15 protein-coding genes and 1 pseudogene are annotated in these 16,419 nt (G+C 68.2%); 1 reads left to right on the forward strand and 15 read right to left on the reverse strand.

The window, feature by feature from the left end; genetic code table 11:
* The 13 genes and pseudogenes from LJ221_RS17530 to LJ221_RS17590 all read right to left on the reverse strand — a co-directional run.
* A partial coding sequence (locus tag LJ221_RS17530; protein ID WP_241717689.1) for a methylenetetrahydrofolate reductase occupies positions 1-158 on the reverse strand: 158 nt, incomplete at its 3' end.
* Between the two features lie 226 nt (positions 159-384).
* Positions 385-1,368 (reverse strand): carbohydrate kinase family protein, encoded by a 984-nt coding sequence (locus LJ221_RS17535; RefSeq protein ID WP_241717676.1) that lies wholly within the window; start codon positions 1,366-1,368, stop codon positions 385-387.
* A 79-nt stretch (positions 1,369-1,447) separates the two neighbouring features.
* Positions 1,448-1,951: pseudogene (locus tag LJ221_RS17540) on the reverse strand (S-adenosylmethionine synthetase N-terminal domain-containing protein); the annotation flags it as partial.
* 522 nt (positions 1,952-2,473) lie between these two features.
* The gene (locus LJ221_RS17545) at positions 2,474-3,241 is read right to left on the reverse strand and encodes an SDR family NAD(P)-dependent oxidoreductase (RefSeq protein WP_241717677.1); all 768 of its coding nucleotides are present in this window, start codon (positions 3,239-3,241) and stop codon (positions 2,474-2,476) included.
* 51 nt (positions 3,242-3,292) lie between these two features.
* Entirely contained in the window at positions 3,293-4,003 is a 711-nt protein-coding gene (locus LJ221_RS17550; protein WP_241717678.1) for a hypothetical protein, read from the reverse strand.
* A gap of 25 nt (positions 4,004-4,028) precedes the next feature.
* Positions 4,029-5,057, reverse strand: a complete 1,029-nt coding sequence (locus LJ221_RS17555; protein ID WP_241717679.1) for an acetylserotonin O-methyltransferase — start codon at positions 5,055-5,057, stop codon at positions 4,029-4,031.
* 129 nt (positions 5,058-5,186) lie between these two features.
* Positions 5,187-5,525, reverse strand: coding sequence for an antibiotic biosynthesis monooxygenase (locus LJ221_RS17560; protein ID WP_241717680.1), 339 nt, complete (start codon positions 5,523-5,525; stop codon positions 5,187-5,189).
* A 284-nt stretch (positions 5,526-5,809) separates the two neighbouring features.
* Positions 5,810-7,039, reverse strand: coding sequence for an MFS transporter (locus LJ221_RS17565; protein WP_241717681.1), 1,230 nt, complete (start codon positions 7,037-7,039; stop codon positions 5,810-5,812).
* The gene (locus tag LJ221_RS17570) at positions 7,033-7,797 is read right to left on the reverse strand and encodes an SDR family oxidoreductase (RefSeq protein ID WP_241717682.1); all 765 of its coding nucleotides are present in this window, start codon (positions 7,795-7,797) and stop codon (positions 7,033-7,035) included. Before LJ221_RS17570 ends, LJ221_RS17565 begins: the two co-directional genes overlap by 7 nt.
* A gap of 67 nt (positions 7,798-7,864) precedes the next feature.
* Complete coding sequence (locus tag LJ221_RS17575; RefSeq protein ID WP_241717683.1) at positions 7,865-9,847, reverse strand: SDR family oxidoreductase; 1,983 nt, start codon at positions 9,845-9,847, stop codon at positions 7,865-7,867.
* Entirely contained in the window at positions 9,844-11,337 is a 1,494-nt protein-coding gene (locus LJ221_RS17580; RefSeq protein ID WP_241717684.1) for an FAD-dependent monooxygenase, read from the reverse strand. The genes LJ221_RS17575 and LJ221_RS17580 overlap by 4 nt, the downstream gene beginning before the upstream one ends.
* A gap of 145 nt (positions 11,338-11,482) precedes the next feature.
* Entirely contained in the window at positions 11,483-11,860 is a 378-nt protein-coding gene (locus tag LJ221_RS17585) for a hypothetical protein (RefSeq protein ID WP_241717685.1), read from the reverse strand.
* 727 nt (positions 11,861-12,587) lie between these two features.
* On the reverse strand, positions 12,588-13,295 hold the full coding sequence (locus LJ221_RS17590; RefSeq protein ID WP_241717686.1) for an SDR family oxidoreductase: 708 nt from the start codon (positions 13,293-13,295) through the stop codon (positions 12,588-12,590).
* 341 nt (positions 13,296-13,636) lie between these two features.
* Here LJ221_RS17590 and LJ221_RS17595 point away from each other — a divergent pair, with 341 nt between their 5' ends.
* Entirely contained in the window at positions 13,637-15,154 is a 1,518-nt protein-coding gene (locus LJ221_RS17595) for a DHA2 family efflux MFS transporter permease subunit (protein ID WP_241717687.1), read from the forward strand.
* Positions 15,155-15,246: 92 nt separating this feature from the next.
* On the opposite strand, the gene LJ221_RS17600 is transcribed toward LJ221_RS17595, so the two are convergent.
* Positions 15,247-15,462, reverse strand: coding sequence for an acyl-CoA carboxylase subunit epsilon (locus LJ221_RS17600; RefSeq protein ID WP_241717688.1), 216 nt, complete (start codon positions 15,460-15,462; stop codon positions 15,247-15,249).
* A gap of 40 nt (positions 15,463-15,502) precedes the next feature.
* Positions 15,503-16,419: acyl-CoA carboxylase subunit beta (locus LJ221_RS17605; RefSeq protein WP_302852024.1), on the reverse strand; the 917-nt coding region annotated here is incomplete at its 5' end.

The following is a 16,419-nucleotide window of genomic DNA, read 5'->3' on the forward strand; positions in this document are numbered from 1 at the left end:
GCGCCGTAGGTCACCGACACGAAGGTGGGGGCGACGGCCTCGACACGGCGGATGGCGTTCCAGAGGGTGCGCTCGCCCTTCTCCGTCTTGGGCGCGTAGAACTCGAAGGAGTACGAGCGCTCACCCCCCGCCAGCGCCTCGCGCAGTGTGTCGGTCATGTCTGAGCTCCGGTGTTGGGGTGTTCGGCCTCGGGGTAGTGGAGGGACTCTTCCGGGAGTTTCGCGCCGATCCGTTCAGATCGCGGCAGGCCGGCGGGCTTGCCCAGGTTCCCCGGGGCGGAGCGGGTCCCGCAGTCCGGGTGGAAGCGGAACCCGTGGTACTTCAGCGCGAACCCGCCCTCCAACTCCGCACGCGGGGCACCGGTGTGTGGAGGCCGTTTTCCACTCATGCCGTTCCCACCAGTCGCGGTTCGATCTCCCGGACTGCTTCGGGGCCGTAGCACCGGTCGATACGGGCAAGCAGATCGTCCGGGAGCAGCTTGTACTCCTGGGTACCGACCGACTCGAGCACCACCGTGGCCAGAGCGCAGCCAAGCTGCGCCGCACATTCGTACGACAGCCGCCACGCCAGACCCGCCAGAAATCCAGCGCGGAAGGCGTCGCCTCCACCGGTCGGGTCGGCCACGTGGTCCGTCGGTACGGCGGGGATGTCCCGGCGCAGGCCTCGGGCGGTGGTGAGGCCAACGCCCTCGGCACCACGTGTCACGATCCAGACCCCCACCCGTTCCAGGATCTCCGTCTGGCTCCAGCCGGTACGCTCGCGCAGCAGAGCACTTTCGTACCCGTTGGTGAAGAGCAACTCCGCTCCGGCGATCAACCGCCGCGTCCGTTCGGTGTCGAGGCTGGCCAACTGCTGGGAGGGATCGGCCGCGACCGGAACGCCCAGCGCATGAGCGGTGGCTGTGTGACGGAGCATCGCTTCAGGGTCGTCGGCACCTACGATGACCAGCTCCAGGCCGCCCAGTCTCGCATGGGTCTCGGCAAGGTCGATCCCGCCGGCCTCGGCCATCGCACCCGCATAGAACGTTGCTATCTGGTTCTGGTCATTGTCGGTTGTACACACGAAACGCGCGGTGTGCAGCGTGTCACTGAAACGGACCGATTGGATGTCCACGCCGGCGTCGCGTAACCGGGGTGCGTACTCGGAGAAGTCGACACCCGCGGCGCCCACGAGCGCGGGTCGCAGGCCCAATCGACCGAGACCGACGGCGATGTTGGCGCCCACGCCTCCCCGCCGGATCTCCATGCGATCAGCGAGGAAGGACAAGGAGACGTGCTCGGCCCGCTCCCCGATCAGTTGTTCCGCGAAGCGGCCGGGGAAGACCATGAGATGGTCGGTCGCGATCGATCCCGTGACGGCGATGCGCATCTCAGATTCCCGCCGTCATGCGGAGGGCTTCGGTGCGGTCGGTGCGTTCCCGGGTGAAGTCCGGCAGTTCGCGGCCGAAGATGTCGGGGGCCAGCAGCGAGTCCAGATCGATGTCGGAAGCGTGCTGGGAGGAGACCACCACCGTGTCCAGCCGCACCGCCTTGTCACCGGCGTACTCGATGGTCACCTGCGTCTTGCCGTCCGGGTGCAGATAGGGGATGGTGCCGTTCTTGCGCACCTCGCTCAGCCGCCGGGAGAGGCGGTGGGCCAGCTGGACCGGCAGCGGCATCAGCTCCGGGGTCTCGTCGCACGCGTAGCCGAACATCAGACCCTGGTCGCCGGCGCCCTGCCGGTCCAGCTCGTCCTCATCGCCCTCCACCCGGGTCTCGTAGGCGGCGTACGCGGCGGTGGTCACCTCCCCGGCCACGTGCACCAGACCGGTGGTGATCAGCGTCTCCACCGCCACACGGGAGGCCGGGTCCTGCTCCAGCAGGGCGTCGAGAATGGTGTCGCTGATCTGATCGGCGATCTTGTCGGGGTGACCCTCGGTCACGGATTCCGAGGTGAACAGGCGGCGGGACATGGGAACTCCTTGGCGGGTTCGGTGATTGCGGCATCGGCGCGCGTGTGGATCCCAACGCCGGGTCCGGGGTGGCCCGGCACGGGGTGCCTGATGCGTCGGGTGACGCCTCGCCCGCGCGTTGGGACGTCCTGACGGCCGTGACTCGTAGCCAGCCGCGTGGCGACCGCTTCCGCTCGCGGCACACCACATTCGACCTTGTTCAAGACCGTCGTTCGAGGTTTACCGGTGAACCGATGGGTCCGGTCGATGACGGGCGACGCCATGTCGCCGCCGACGCGGACCTCACCCTTCTGCCGACAGGCCACGTCCTCTTCGGAGTGGAAGACCTCGTGGCGTGCGGGAAGCCCCGGGGCGACTGCCCCTGTGGGCGGAATATTCGATCAACGCTCCTTCGGTCCTCGGCGGTTCGACATTCCCGACCCGGCTCTTCGCCGGTTTTGCGGCCTCGCCCCGCTCCGTGTGAGCGAAATCCACCGCCGCCGGCTTCGTGCTCTGTGCGTGCATTCTGTTTCCCTGTTTCGGTCAGCCGAGCAGTGTTCCGCCGGTCGCGTCGATGAAGGAGCCCGTCATCCAACGGGAATCGTCGGACGCCACGAAGGCGACGATGTCCGCGATGTCCGACACTCTGCCCACCCGGTTGAACACCGACAGCGCCGACATCTCCTCAAGGGCCTCTGGGCTTTCGAAGACGGCGTCGCCGTTGTTCGTCACCCCCGGAGCGACGGTGTTGATCGTGATGCCTCGCACCGCCAGGACCGGGGCCATGTGCAGGGTGATCTGTTCCAGGGCCCCCTTGCTCATCGCGTAGGCGATCTGCCGGGGCATGGCGGAGCGCGTCATGCCGGAGGAGATGTTGATGATCCGCCCGCCGTCGGGAATCAGATCCAGAAACCGCTGGACGAGGAGGAACGGTGCTTTCGCGTTGACCGCGTAGCAGTTGTCGAGCGTCTCCTCGGTCACCGCGTCCGGCATGGCACCGGCGAAACCCGTGGCGGCCGCGTTGTTGACGAGGATGTCGAGTGACATTCCGCCGGTGTACTCGGAGAGCCCCTCCTCCACCGCCACGGCCAGTTGCTCCACCGCACCGGGCCGACCGAGCAGCGCCGGGGCGGTGAAGGCCCGGCCGCCCTTCTCCTCGATGAGGGCCACGGTCTCTGCCGCTGCGGTTTCGCTGGTCGCATAATGCACGACCACAGAGGCGCCGTCCGCGGCGAGCCGTAGCGCGATAGCGCGGCCAATCCCCCGGCTGGCGCCCGTTACGAGCGCGGTCTTGTTCTGCAACCTGCCCATGTGATCCTCCGGGTACGGGTCCGTCGTTCACGCGTCTGCACCGCCGTCACGTCAGGCCGGCCTCATCTCCGGTTCCTCCGCCCCGCTGCGGCGCGGACAACCCCGCGTAGAAGCGGTAACGGGCGCCCGCTCCGGCCCCCCCTGCCCCATGTGCTCCAGGAGAGGCTCGATCACCTCGGTGATGTGGGCGGCAGCCTCCGGCTCGGAGGCCCATTCCGACAGCAGGAAGACGCCGGTGCCGTCCGAGGCGACGTGGAAGTGCGCGGCGAGCGCCCCCGGGTAGGCCCGCTCCTCCCCCTCGGTCTCTTCCTCGGAGCCGAGGAGTCCGTCGATCCACTCGCGCGCCGCCTCGTGACCGTTCATGGCGAAGACAGCTGCGGGGTAGCACCCCGTCACCGGCATGGGATCGGGTAGCTTCAGAGGGCGGACGACACGGTAGAGCTCGTACGCCGCGGGCTGTCCGGGGCGGACGCCCAGCGCCTCCCAATCGGGTCGCAGAATGCTCTCCTCCCGGCGCAGGGCCTCGTCCAACGCCGCGGCCGAGGCCCACTGGGAGTAGGTCAGCAACGAGTTGCCGTCGGTGCTGATGAAACAGTTGAGGGACTGTAAGCCCGCCGGCCACCGGTCGGGCCGCCAGTGCGAGACGAGAGCTGCCGCGGCGGCCCGCTGCCGCGGCGCGTCACCGGCGATGACCTCTTCGACGAAAGCGGTGCGGACATCGGTGCGGTCGATGACCGGCCGCACGCCGACTGAGACGGACATCCAGGGCTCCTTGTGGTGGGAGGACTCAGCGATCTTTGTGGCCGACGACCAAGACGTCGTCGTGGAGGTCGGCGACCTCGACGGTCTCGGGGCGGAAGCCGGCTTCCTTCAGCCAGCCGTGGCACTCGGCCACCGAGTACTCGTGACCCCCGCGTGACCAGACGTGCATGGCCAGGCTGGCCAGCACCGCGTTCATCGGCGGCTTGTCGCCGCCGGCCATTGGGTCGTAGACGAACACCGCTCCGCCGGGTCGTACCGCCTCGTAGGCGTTACGCAACAGTCGGACGCGGTCCTCTCCCCCCCAGTTGTGCAGAACGTGTCCGAAAACGAGCACGTCGGCCTCGGGGAGCTTGTCCTTGAAAAAGTCCCCGCCCTGGAAGGAGAGCGACGAGGGGGCACCGAGCTTGGCCATGTGCCGGATGAATTCCCGCTCCAGCGGGGGCAGGTCGAATACGGTACTGGTCAGGTGGGGATTCCGGGCGACCACGTGGTGCGCGAAGTTCCCCCGGGCGCCGCCGACGTCCACGAACGAAGTGTAGGGGCTCCAGTCGAGGCGGCTCATGCCCAGTGCGACGGGCGTGTTGAGCAGATCCATGCTGTTGAGGAAGGCCTCGGTGGCCTCCGCGTCCCGGTACAGCGTGTCGTACGGGTTCCCCTCGATCGCGGCAGGGTTGTGGGGCCTGCCGGTGCGCAGCGTGGTGCTCAGGCCGTCCCACGCGGGATTCAGCTCCTTGTCGCAGAAGCGCAGGTAGCCTCCCAGGTACTCGGCACGACCGCGGACGAGGAAGCGTTCCGAGACGGCAGTGTTGGTGAACATGTCGTCGGTCATCTCCAGCAGGCCCAGGTGAACGAGACCGACGAGGAAATCGCCGGTGGCGGGCATCGTGAGACCGAGACGCTTACCGAGCTCCTCCGCAGTCGCCGGCGAGGCCGACAGTTCGGTGAAAACGTCGCTCTCCACGGCTGTGAGGAGGATCCTCGCCTGCCAGTAGCCAACCACGACTCCCATGATCGGCCCGGGGCTTACGGATGATTCGAGCAGCTGATTGACCATTTCGGAAATCCTCCCGGTGCAAAAATCAACGAGATCTACAATTCGGCGGCTGCCGCCGATCCTACGGCATCGCCAATTCGGCCTCCATCACCCTTCTCCGCGTTATCGTCAAATCCAGGCATTGGTTCATCAAAAGTTTGTCAGAAATAGATGTCGGTGAAATCTCTTGAATCCGATCGGACGGACGCCGGGCACCTCGGAGCTGATACGGAAAATCGCATCTCTACCCGGCTCGTCCAAGAACGCGATGTGCGCCTCGTCGGTGCTCCACTCGGCGTAGTTCAGCACTCGGGTGCCATCTGGGGTGACGTGGAAGTTGGCGGACAGCATTCCGGAACGGATGCCGGCCGACTGGGACTCCAGTGAGTCGCAGAGCGCGTCAATGATGCGCCGCTGGCGGTCGGGCCCGTCGGTTTCGAACGTCGCCACCACCGCACAGCCGGGCACCACGGGGTCCGGATCGAGCACCACGCTGCGGTAGGGCCGGTACTCGGCGGCCTCGACCGCGGCCGACCCGGTCAGCGAGCGAATGAACCGGCGGTAGGCGGACGGAACCGTGCACTGCGCGACGACGAGGGCGGTCTGCCCCCCCCCCGGTGTCGAGGTGGAGGCCCAGTGACAGGATCCCCGCGGGCCGCGGGACGCGACTCCACTGACCGGCGATGTCGTCCAGCAGTCGCCGACCCGCCGCGGCGTCGGGCACGTACCTCGTGGCGACGAATGTGGCCCCCACCCCTGAGCGATGGAAACCATCAGGTCCTGGCATGACCTGTCCTTTCGAGATGGCCTGTGAGCGCGGCGGCCAGGCCCAGGGCCCCGGCTGCCGCGATGAGCAGCAACGCGGGCCGGTGGCTCTCGGAGAGCGTGAGTTGCAGGGCGACCAGCGGCAGCAACGTCCCCGCGCCCAACTGGACGCACGCCTGGTAGAGCGACACCGCCCCGCCACGGTCCGCGGTCTCGACGGAGGCCGTGGACTGCATGTTCAGCGCGGCGAAAGCGCACACGAAGCCGGACTCGACCAACAGGAGGGTCGGCAGCATGCCGGTCGCGTACGGTCCTTCGGAATCGCACAGGTAGAATACGTAACCGAGGAACGGGAGGAAGGCACCGAGAGTGATGAGCCGAGTGGTGCCGAAAGACGCCACGAGCCGGTCGGCGAAGGGGACGGTCACCGCCAACGGAACGCAGGCCGGCAGCAGGGCGAGAGCTGTCTGCCACGGACTCCATCCCAGTTGCCGCTGCGCCTGGAAGGTCATCAGCACCAGGATGCTCTGGTACGTCCCGTTGAGCGAGGCGGCCCCGAGGGACGAGCGCAGCAACGAGCGGTCCCGCAGCAGACCGAACCGAGGTGGGCGCTGGAAGGACCTGTCGACGGGGTCGCCCGGAAGAACGTACAGCCCGCAGAGCAGCAGCACCAGGGCGACCGGTGCCGGGAACAGGAACGTCCACCGCCAACTCGATTCGACCAGCAGCCCCGAGAGCAGCAGTCCGATGGTGAAGCCCGCCGCACCGAAGAGCGAGTAGACCGACACCGCCCTGCGCCGCTGGGGACCCTCCGGAAAGGTGTCGTTGATGATGGCCAGACCGGCCGGGGCGGTGAGCGCGGCGCAGAAGCCCTTGACCACGCGGATGGCGACCAGTAACGCCACGTTGTCGGTCAGGCCGCCCGCGGCCGAGGCCATGGCGAACAGCAGCATCGCGCCCAGGTAGACGGGGCGCCGGTGCCCGGAGCGGGTGATGCGTGGGCCGAGCAACAGCATCGCGGCGAAACCGAGCGCGAATCCGCTCATCAACCACTGTGACCCCCAAGGCGACAGGCCGAGAACCTCGCTGATCGTGGGGAGCGCCATCAGGACTACGGACACCTCGATGGCGTCGAGGACCATGTTGCCGGACAGCACGAACAGCAGAGCCCACCGTCGCCCTCCCCATTGCACGGGCGCGCGGGCGGTGACCCCCGGCCCCTCAACCCGGTTCACCATGGCAGGGCCTGTCCGTCGGGTGTGCCGTCCTCCCCCAGGAACGTGGCCGTGGGGCCGTCGCCGTCCAGGGTCGCGAGGAGCACCGGGATGTGAGCGCCCTGCTCGACGCTGAGTGATCCGTTGTGTCCGTTGATGTCCGTCGCCACGAAACCGGGGGACGCGGCGTTGACGAGGATGCCGGTGTCGCGCAGTTCGTTGGCATAGGTGACGGTGACCGCGTTGAGCGCTGCCTTGGAAGTGCCGTACGCGAGCATGGCCGGAAAGGCGCCGGGCGGGAACACCCCGGTTGGATCGTGGTTGGCGGCGGCAGCCGTGATCGAACCCACTGAGCTGCTGACATTGACGATGCGGGCGGATTCCGCTCGCCGCAGCATCAGGAGAAACGCGTTGGTCACCCTGATGACGCCGAAGACGTTCGTTTCGTAGACGTGGCGTACGAGGTCGGCGGACGTCCGGCTCGGGGGCTGTTCGGGAATGCCGACGCCGGCGTTGTTGACCAGGACGTGCAGCACGCCGGTCTCGCCCTCAACCCGCTTGGCCGCGAGGACGACGGAGGTGTCGCTCTTGACATCGAGGTGGAGGAACCGCACGTCCAGGCCGTCGGCGCGCAGTTCCTCCTCACAGGCACGGCCCCGTTCCTCGTCCCGGGCACCGAGATAGACAGCCATGCCCCGTTCAGCGAGTTGTCGGGCGACGGCGCGCCCGATTCCCTTGTTGGCTCCGGTCACGAGGGCGATGCGGGCGGTGTCGGAGGGCATGGCCACCTCTCTGGCTGACTGGGCGGGTCGGGCTGATCAGGAGCGGGAATCACGTCCGGACGGCGGGTCAGCCGAGCAGGGTCCCACCGGTGGCGTCGATGAAGGCCCCGGTGATCCAGCGAGCCTCGTCGGTCGCGAGGAACGTCACCACATCGGCGACGTCACCGGCCTCGCCGACCCGTTTGAAGGCCGACAGCTGGGACATGGCCTCGACGGCCTCGGGCACGTCGAAGATGGCGCCGCCATTGTCGGTGATACCGGGCGCCACGCTGTTGACGGTGATCTTGCGGGGCGCCAGGTGGCGGGCCATGTGCAAGGAGAGTTGCTCGACGGCTCCCTTGGTCATGGAGTAGGCGACCTGCTCAGGATTGGCGGTGCGGGTGAGCCCGGAGGAGATGTTGATGATGCGACCTCCGTCGGGCATGATCCCGACGGCTCGCTGTACGACGAAGTACGGCGCCTTGGCGTTCACCGCGAAGTAGCGGTCGAACTCCTCGGGGGTGACATCCTCGGGTGCCTGGCCGGTCGTGGTCACACCCGCGTTGTTGACGAGGATGTCGAGTCTGCTCTCGCCGATGCGCTCCTTGAGCCCTTGCTCCAGGCCCAGGAACAGCTCATGCACATCGCCGGGGACGCCCAGTTCCGCCCGGACCGCGAAGGCGCATCCGCCCTCCTCCTCGATGAGGGCGACGGTTTCTTCTGCTGCTTGCTCGTTGGTGGTGTAGTGGACGGCGACCAGCGCGCCCTCACGAGCGAGTCGGATCGCCGTCGCCCTGCCGATGCCCCGGCTCGAGCCGGTGACGAGCGCTGTCTTGTCGGTGAGCCTGTCCACGGTAGACCTTTCGGAGGTCGGGGTGTGCCGGATGAACGGAAGCGGTTGTCCCTGGACGTCGAGGCCGCTGATCCGGCGCGCGAGGTGCCTGCGGACAGCGGTGAACTCCAGGAGTTCACCGAAGACCTCCCGCAGCGCGGTGACCTCCTGTGCACCGAACAACAGCCGCGCCTGTGCCTGGATGCCGGTCAGCGTGCGGGCGCCCGCTGGGTGCCGCTCCTCGTGGTAGGTGTCAAGGAGTCCGGGACGGGCTCGGCCCGTGGCCTGGCGTGCGAGTTTCCAACCGAGATCGGCCGCGTCCTGCAGGCCGAGGTTGAGCGCCTGCCCACCGATGGGCATCTGTACGTGGGCGGCGTCGCCGGCAAGCAGCACCCGGCCGCGCCGGTACTCGATGACCTGCCGGGAGGCGTTGCCGAAGCGGTTGAGCCATACCGGTTCGCCGTGGCCGAGGTCCTCGCCGGTCACTTCCTTCCAGGCACGGACGACCTCGGCGAAGTCGGGTTCGTCCGATGCGGGCCCCGGCCGTCCGGCGTATCGGTGGATCATCAGGCGCGTGTGGCCGTCGGGCCTGCGGTACGCCGTCGCGACCCCGCCGGGGTAGCGCCGCAGACGCCGGTCGGGTATGGCGATGCCGGCCACATCGGCCCGCAGCATCTCCTTGTCCGCGTCCCGCCCGGCGAACTCGAAACCCGCGAGGTCGCGCACGGTGCTGTTTCCGCCGTCGCATCCGGCGGTATAGGCGGCTGTGAGTTCGTACGGACCGAACGGCCCGAGCACGCGCACCCGCACGCCTCCCGCCGACTGCTCCAGACCGGTCAGCGTGTGTCCGCGTCGGAGATCGGCTCCCAGTTCGACCGCACGCCGCTGCAGTACTGCCTCGAGCCGGGGCTGGAGACACTCCCACTGGCCCGCGTACGGGTGTTCCTCGTCCGCCACCTCCAGGTCGAAGCGGATCCCGCCGAAATGCCCGGGGCCGGCGGCGGGGAGGGGACCCAGCCGGTCCAGGACGCCACGCTCCTCGAAGATCTCCATCGTCCGGGCGTGCAGGATCGAGGCCCGTGATTCCTCCGTCGGCGCGGCCAGCCGTTCCAGTACGACGACCCGTGCGCCGTGCGCGCGCAGCTCACCGGCGAGCAGCAGCCCGACCGGGCCCGCGCCGACCACGATGACCTCCGTATCCGCAGTGGCCTCTGCTGCGGGAGCGGTGCCCGGCGTCACCGACGTGCTCCGGCTACTCGAGGGACGGGGGGACCGAACCAGCGTTCCAGGGCGGCGTTCAGCCCGTGGTGGCTGTTGGGCGCGGCCCAGGCGACGTACCCGTCGGGGCGCAGCAGTACGGCGGTGGTACCGGCGAGGAAGGTGTCGTCGGGCAGGGTTTCCGGGACGGCGGTCACGATGTCGATGCGCGCCCGCCAGCCATCGGCCCTGCGCCGCAGCCAGGCGTTGTCGGTGAGGTCGAGGAGCACGCCCCGGCCGTGGCGCAGCAGTTCGGTGCTGCTGGTCCGATGGTTCCCGACCTTCACCGGCAGGTGCGGCATCCGCCGACCGAGCAGGGGGTTGGTGCCGCCACCGATGTCGTAGTGGATGTCCAGCCCGCTGACCTTGGCCGCCAGGTGCGCGGCCACCTCGGGGTACTCGATCAGTTCGGAGAGCACGTCCCTCAAGGGTTGCATCTCGGTGCCGCCGAGGACGAGGAGGCTCTGCGCCCGGGTGTTGTCCAGCATCCGGCGCCCTGCTTCGTGGCGCTCGGTGTGGTACGTGTCGAGGAGGGATACGGGTGCGGTTCCCTTGAGGACGGCCGCCAGCTTCCAGCCCAGATTGAACGAGTCCTGAATGCTGGTGTTCATTCCCTGCCCACCGGCCGGCAGGTGCACGTGGGCGGCGTCGCCCGCCAGCAGCACCCGGCCCCGGCGGTACACGGTGACCTGCCGGGTCGCGTCACTGAACGCACTGACCCAGACGGGTTCGGCGTGCGATATGTCATCCCCGGTGAGCCGTTTCCAGAGGTCGGCGACCTCGCCGAAGGAGGGCGGACCGGTGCGTCGCCTCGGTGGTATGCCGCGTTCCCCGACGATGATGCGATGCACTCCACGGGCGAGCTTGGCGACCATGATGAAGCCGTCGCCGACCTGCCGGCCGGTCATGCGTGGCTCCAGCTCGACGTTGCGGATGTCGGCGAGCAACATCTCGGTCGTCGCGGCGGTTCCGGGGAAGTCGAATCCGGCCGCCTTGCGTACGCTGCTACGGCCACCGTCGCATCCGACGAGGTAGTGGGCCTTCAGGACTTCTTCCCCGCCGGGTCCGCGCACCTTCGCCTTGACGAAGTCTCCCGTGTTCTCCAGGGCAAGGAAAACGTGATCGCGTCTGATGTCGGCCCCGAGTTCGGTCGCCCAGGATTCCAGGGCCTCCTCGGTGACCGACTGCGGGACGGTCCTGGCCGGACTGTGGGCAGCGCCCAGCACACCGATGTCCAGCGGCTGGCCTCCGAAATGTCCCGCGTCGCTGGTCTGGTACTCACCGAGGCGGCGCAGCAGACCTCGCTGGTCGAGCACCTCCATGGTGCGGGTTGTGAAGCCGATCCCGCGGGACTCCCCGGTACGGCTGGGATGGCGCTCCAGAACGATTACGTCAACTCCCGCGAGACGGAGTTCCCCGGCAAGCATGAGCCCTGCGGGCCCCGCCCCCACAATGACCACCGAAGCATCCATACATTTCCTTCCGGAGAGCCGACGGCCTGGAAATCACTTACCGCACCGTTCCGTGGACGGAAATCAAGCGGAGACGACGGCCACTATCCTCGGAATCCTCCCGCCCCTTTTCAAGTTCCCTTTTCAAGGAGACCTGCAATAATTGTCAGATAAGCGAAAAGTCATGTGGTCCGCTCCGTGACCCGCTGTGCCCGGGCACGACCGGGGCCGGAGTCCGGGGACGCGGTCGCGCCTGTCCCGGCCTACTCCTTCTGTCCAACACCTCGCCGGAGGTCGGCCTGACGGCGGTCGCGGAGACCTCAACCGCCCGATCCCGACAGACCCGGCCACGCGTCAGGAGTCTGTCGTAGGGTATGAAGATCCGCTCGGTCCAGTCGCGGTCCGTGACGCCCCGCAGTACGGCCAGGTTGTGAACGAATGCGTCACGGGGCTCGACCAGGACGACGTCGACGATGTCGTCCAGAGCCCTCGCCACGGTCACTCCGGCGTACCCGGCGCCGATCACGGCCACGGCTGCGGTCACGGCGTCCTCCTCGACGCGGGGTTCGTGCTGCGACGGCGTCCCGAACGCCCAGGGGAGCATCGAGCGTCACCGTCGAGCTGTTGAAGGTGATGCGGTGCGGTCCGGAACTCCCTCAACGAGTAGCCGTTCAGCCATCGACGCGGCACACCCGACGCCGATGCGACGACCGTCAATGGGATCACCCCGGGCGATTTCGAATCGCCGGGCCCCGGGGTGGCACACAAGGCGGTGGAGACAGGGCGGCGGCCACCCCGAAGACACAGAATTCCGCAGCGCGGCCCGCGGCTCCCTCGGGCGGCCGTCCACGGAAAAGGGGGGCGGCAAGGCCATGGAGAGCTCCTTTTCCGCGGGCCGGGGCCGTAGTCGCGGGGAAAGAGGGTGGGGGGGAACGCGAGTTCATGGAACATCGCCGCGCCCTTCTCTCACAAGCGTTCCGAGGTCAGATGAATGTCAAATACCGTCAGAACCCCTGCGGTCACTCCGGCGGGACCGACAAGGACGCGCGGCACGATCTCGTCGAACACGGCTGGCGGGACCCAATCGACGAAACCGGCCGGACCCGGCCCCGATCGGACACCTCCCGCATACGCAGCGGAGGGCGGGCCACACCCGTCGACCGCCCATGATCACGCCACGAGCTCCGAGCACACGGCACAGGGTCCGGCCACGTGCGGTGATATGTACGGGGAAAGCGCTTTGGACGCGATTCTCCCCGGGCCCAGAGCTCTCACCAGGGAACGGGGCCGGAGTTCCCGACGAATCCCCCGGTGGGGGCGGTACCGCCCGCCATCGCCATTCGCACGATCACCTCGGCTCCCTCCTCAACGGTCTGGGCGCCGGCATGGCCGTTCAGATCGGTGGCGGTCCAGCCGGGGTCGACGGCGTTGAAGATGATGGAGGGAAACACCTTCGCGTACTGGGCGGTGAGCATGTTGAGAGCCGCTTTGGAGGAGTTGTAACCGAGACTCGGGTAGTAGACGGGCAACAGGGACGCGAAGCGTTCCGGCTCGCCGGCTATAGCCAGCGAGCCCAGCCCGCTGCTGACATTCACAACGGCGGGACGGGTGCCGTTTCGGAGCAGCGGCAGGAAGGCCTGGGTGACGCGTACGACCCCGAAGACATTGGTCTCATAGACCTCCCTCACGTCGTCGGCCGTCATCTCGGCCGACTCTTTCAGCGGGCCGGTGATTCCGGCGTTATTGACGAGGATGTCCAGGTGTCCCACCTGCCGACGGATGCGTTCCGCCGCCGCCCTGACGGACTCCTCACTGGTGACATCGAGCTGCAGGAACCGTGCGCCGGCTACGCCTGCCGCCACCCGGCCGCGGTGCTGATCCCTCGCACCCAGGTAGACGGTGTGTCCGGCCTCGGTCAGGCGTCGGGCGGTCTCCAGACCGAGCCCCTTGTTCGCACCCGTGATCAGGGTCGTGGTCATATCCTCAAGCCTCTTCTGTTGCGTACGCGAGTCGGTACGGACCCCGACGGCTCCCACCGTGCGAGCCGGCCACAGCGCACGCGACGAGGGCGACTTCCCGAGGGGCGGCCATCCCGAGTGCGGGTGGACCCGCCGTCCCTCTTCTCCTCCCGACACACACCGCGCAGGCCCGCACCCGGGTCTGCACCGACTCCATCAGGGTCATCATACAAGCTGGTTAAGGCGCTTGAACCAACTAGTTCAAAGATGTAAGCGATTCGGTTGCAGCAGGTCCAGTCGGATCACTATGTTGAACTGGTTGGTTCAAGTAATCCTCGCCTCTCCACGGGAGCCACCGAGACATGTCAGACAACAGGGATGATCGCCTGGATGCCGGACTGCTCCGGCTGATCGGCGTGACACTGCTGGGCGGGATCATGGGGATCCTGGACAGCACCATGGTCACCGTCGCGGCCGACACTCTCGCCGAGGAGTTCGACACATCGCTCAACGCGATCAGTTGGGCCTCGACGGCGTATCTCCTCGCCCTCACGGTCACCATTCCGGTCACCGGCTGGGCCGTCGGCCGGTACGGGGTCAAGAGGCTCTGGCTGTTCGGACTGGTGCTGTTCATGGTGGGCTCGCTCGCCTCCGCACTCGCTTGGGACGTGGGGAGCCTGATCGTCTTCCGGGTGGTCCAGGGCTTCGGGGCCGGAGTGCTCGATCCGCTGGTCCTGGTGATCCTCGCCCGAGCGGCAGGTCCCGGCCGGGCCGGGCGGGTCATGGGCATGATGGGCGTGGTGCTCTCGCTCGGTCCGGTGCTGGGACCCGTGCTGGGCGGAGTGGTGTTGGAGTCCATGGGCTGGCGCTCGATGTTCTACATCAACCTGCCCATCGGGATCATTGCTCTCCTGCTTGCCGTCCGGGTCATCCCGGCCGACCCCTCCGACGCGAAGAAGTCCACCGCCCCCCTCGATGTCATCGGTGCCGTACTGCTGGCCCCGGGTTTCGCGGCCACAATCCTCGCCCTCTCGCAGGCCGGGGAGCACGCCCGGTTCACCACCCCCTCCGTGCTCGTCCCTCTGGCCATCGGGCTCCTCCTGCTCGGCGCTTACGTGTTCCACGCGCTGCGCACCCGGCGTACGGAGCCGCTGATCGATGTTCGGCTGTTCACCAGTCGCAGCTTCTCCGCGAGCGTGACCGTACAGGGACTGGTGGGCCTGGGCACCTACGCCGGGCTGTTCGCACTGCCGCTCTACTACCAGATGCTGCACGGCCACGGCGCCCGCGCGGCCGGGCTGCTGGTGGCCCCGCTGGGTCTGGGGGCGGCGCTGGCCATGCCTTTCGCCGGACGGCTCAGCGACCGGATGGGAGCCCGCACTCTGGTTCAGGGAGGAGCGGTCGTGGCGGCACTCGGCGCGGTCGCCCTCGCCTTCATCGACGCGACGAGCAGCGAGACGTGGTCGGCATCGGCCGCATTCGCCATCGGCCTGGGGCTGGGGGCCGTCGGCGCGCCGACCATGGGTTCCCTGTACCGGACCCTGCCTGCGGAGAAGGTGCCGCAGGGCAGCTCCGTGCTGTACAACCTCAACCAGCTCGGCGGAGCGCTCGGGGTGGCCTGTGTCGCGCTCATTCTGACGGCCGCGGGCGTCGGCACCACGGGGAGCGGAACCGCGATGGACGCCTTCCACAACGTGTACTGGTTCGTCTTCGCCGTTGCCCTGGTGATCCTGGCCACGACTCCCCTCCTGCCCGGCCGCCCGGAGTCCCCGACCACCGCACCGCGGGACGGAGACGCCCGGGAGGAGGACGAGGGGACGCCGTCCGGGAAGCAGTCGTCTCCGCAGCCGGGTGACACGTCCACTTCCCCCGTGGGCTGACGCACCGCGCGGGACTCGGCACGCGGAAGGCCGGACCCATGACTCGGTGTCCGGCCTTCCGGCATCAGCGACAGTGGCGGTGGGCACGAGGATCAGCCGAGACGGCACCATGAGCGCGGACCGTCGAAACCGTTCGCCCGCTCCGGCCGGCGCCAGCGGGCGACGGCCGGGCGGTCCACACACGCGTCGCCGGGCCGGGGGGCGGCCTTGAAGGTGCGGGCGAGCAGAACCACGGTCAGCACGGCCAGCTCCTCCGCGCTCGGATTGCCTCTTTCCACATGGATGTACAACGGTTGTGGGTCGCTCATACGTGTGGCTCTCGTCCTCTCTCCGGCACGGTCGGAACGCTCACTGGGGAGGATTGCCGTGCTTGCGCCGGGGCAGGGGCGCGTCCTTGGTGCGCAGCATCGCGAGCGAGCGGATCAGCGCCAAGCGGGTTTCCCGCGGATCGATGACGTCGTCGACCAGACCGCGCTCCGCGGCGTAGTAGGGGTGGATCAACTCGGATCGGTACTCCTCGATCTTCCGTGCGCGCGCCGCCTCGGGGTCGTCGGCCACCGCGATCTCCCGACGGAAGACGACATTGGCAGCCCCCTCGGCCCCCATCACGGCGATCTCGTTCGTGGGCCAGGACAGGGCGATGTCCGCGCCGATCGAACGGGAGTCCATCACGATGTACGCACCGCCGTAGGCCTTGCGCAGCACCACCGACACCCGCGGCACGGTGGCGTTGCAGTACGCGTACAGCAGCTTCGCGCCGTGCCGGATGATCCCTTCGTGCTCCTGGTCCACCCCCGGCAGGAAACCGGGCACGTCCACCAGGGTCACCAGCGGAATGCTGAAGGAGTCGCAGAACTGCACGAACCGCGCGCCCTTCTCGCTGGCCTTGATGTCCAGCGCACCGGCCATGACCGCCGGCTGGTTGGCGACGATACCCACCACCTGCCCGTCCAGGCGGGCCAGCGCGCAGACGATGTTGGGAGCCCACCCCGCGTGGACCTCCAGGAAGTCTCCGCGGTCCACGAGTTCCATCACCACCTCTCGCATGTCGTACGAGCGATTGCCATCGGTCGGCACCAGGTCCGGCAGGGAGTCGCAGCGCCGGTCCGGCGGGTCGTCGCTCTGCTCCGCCGGCGGCAGCTCCCGGTTGTTGGACGGCAGCAGCGACAGCAGGTAGCGGACCTCCTCCAGACAGGTGGTCTCGTCGTCGTAGGCGAAGTGCGCCACACCGGAGGTGGCCGCGTGCACGTCCGCCCCGCCCAGCC

Origin of the sequence: Streptomyces sp. CNQ085 (assembly GCF_022614595.1) — a bacterium.
Lineage (GTDB): Bacteria > Actinomycetota > Actinomycetes > Streptomycetales > Streptomycetaceae > Streptomyces.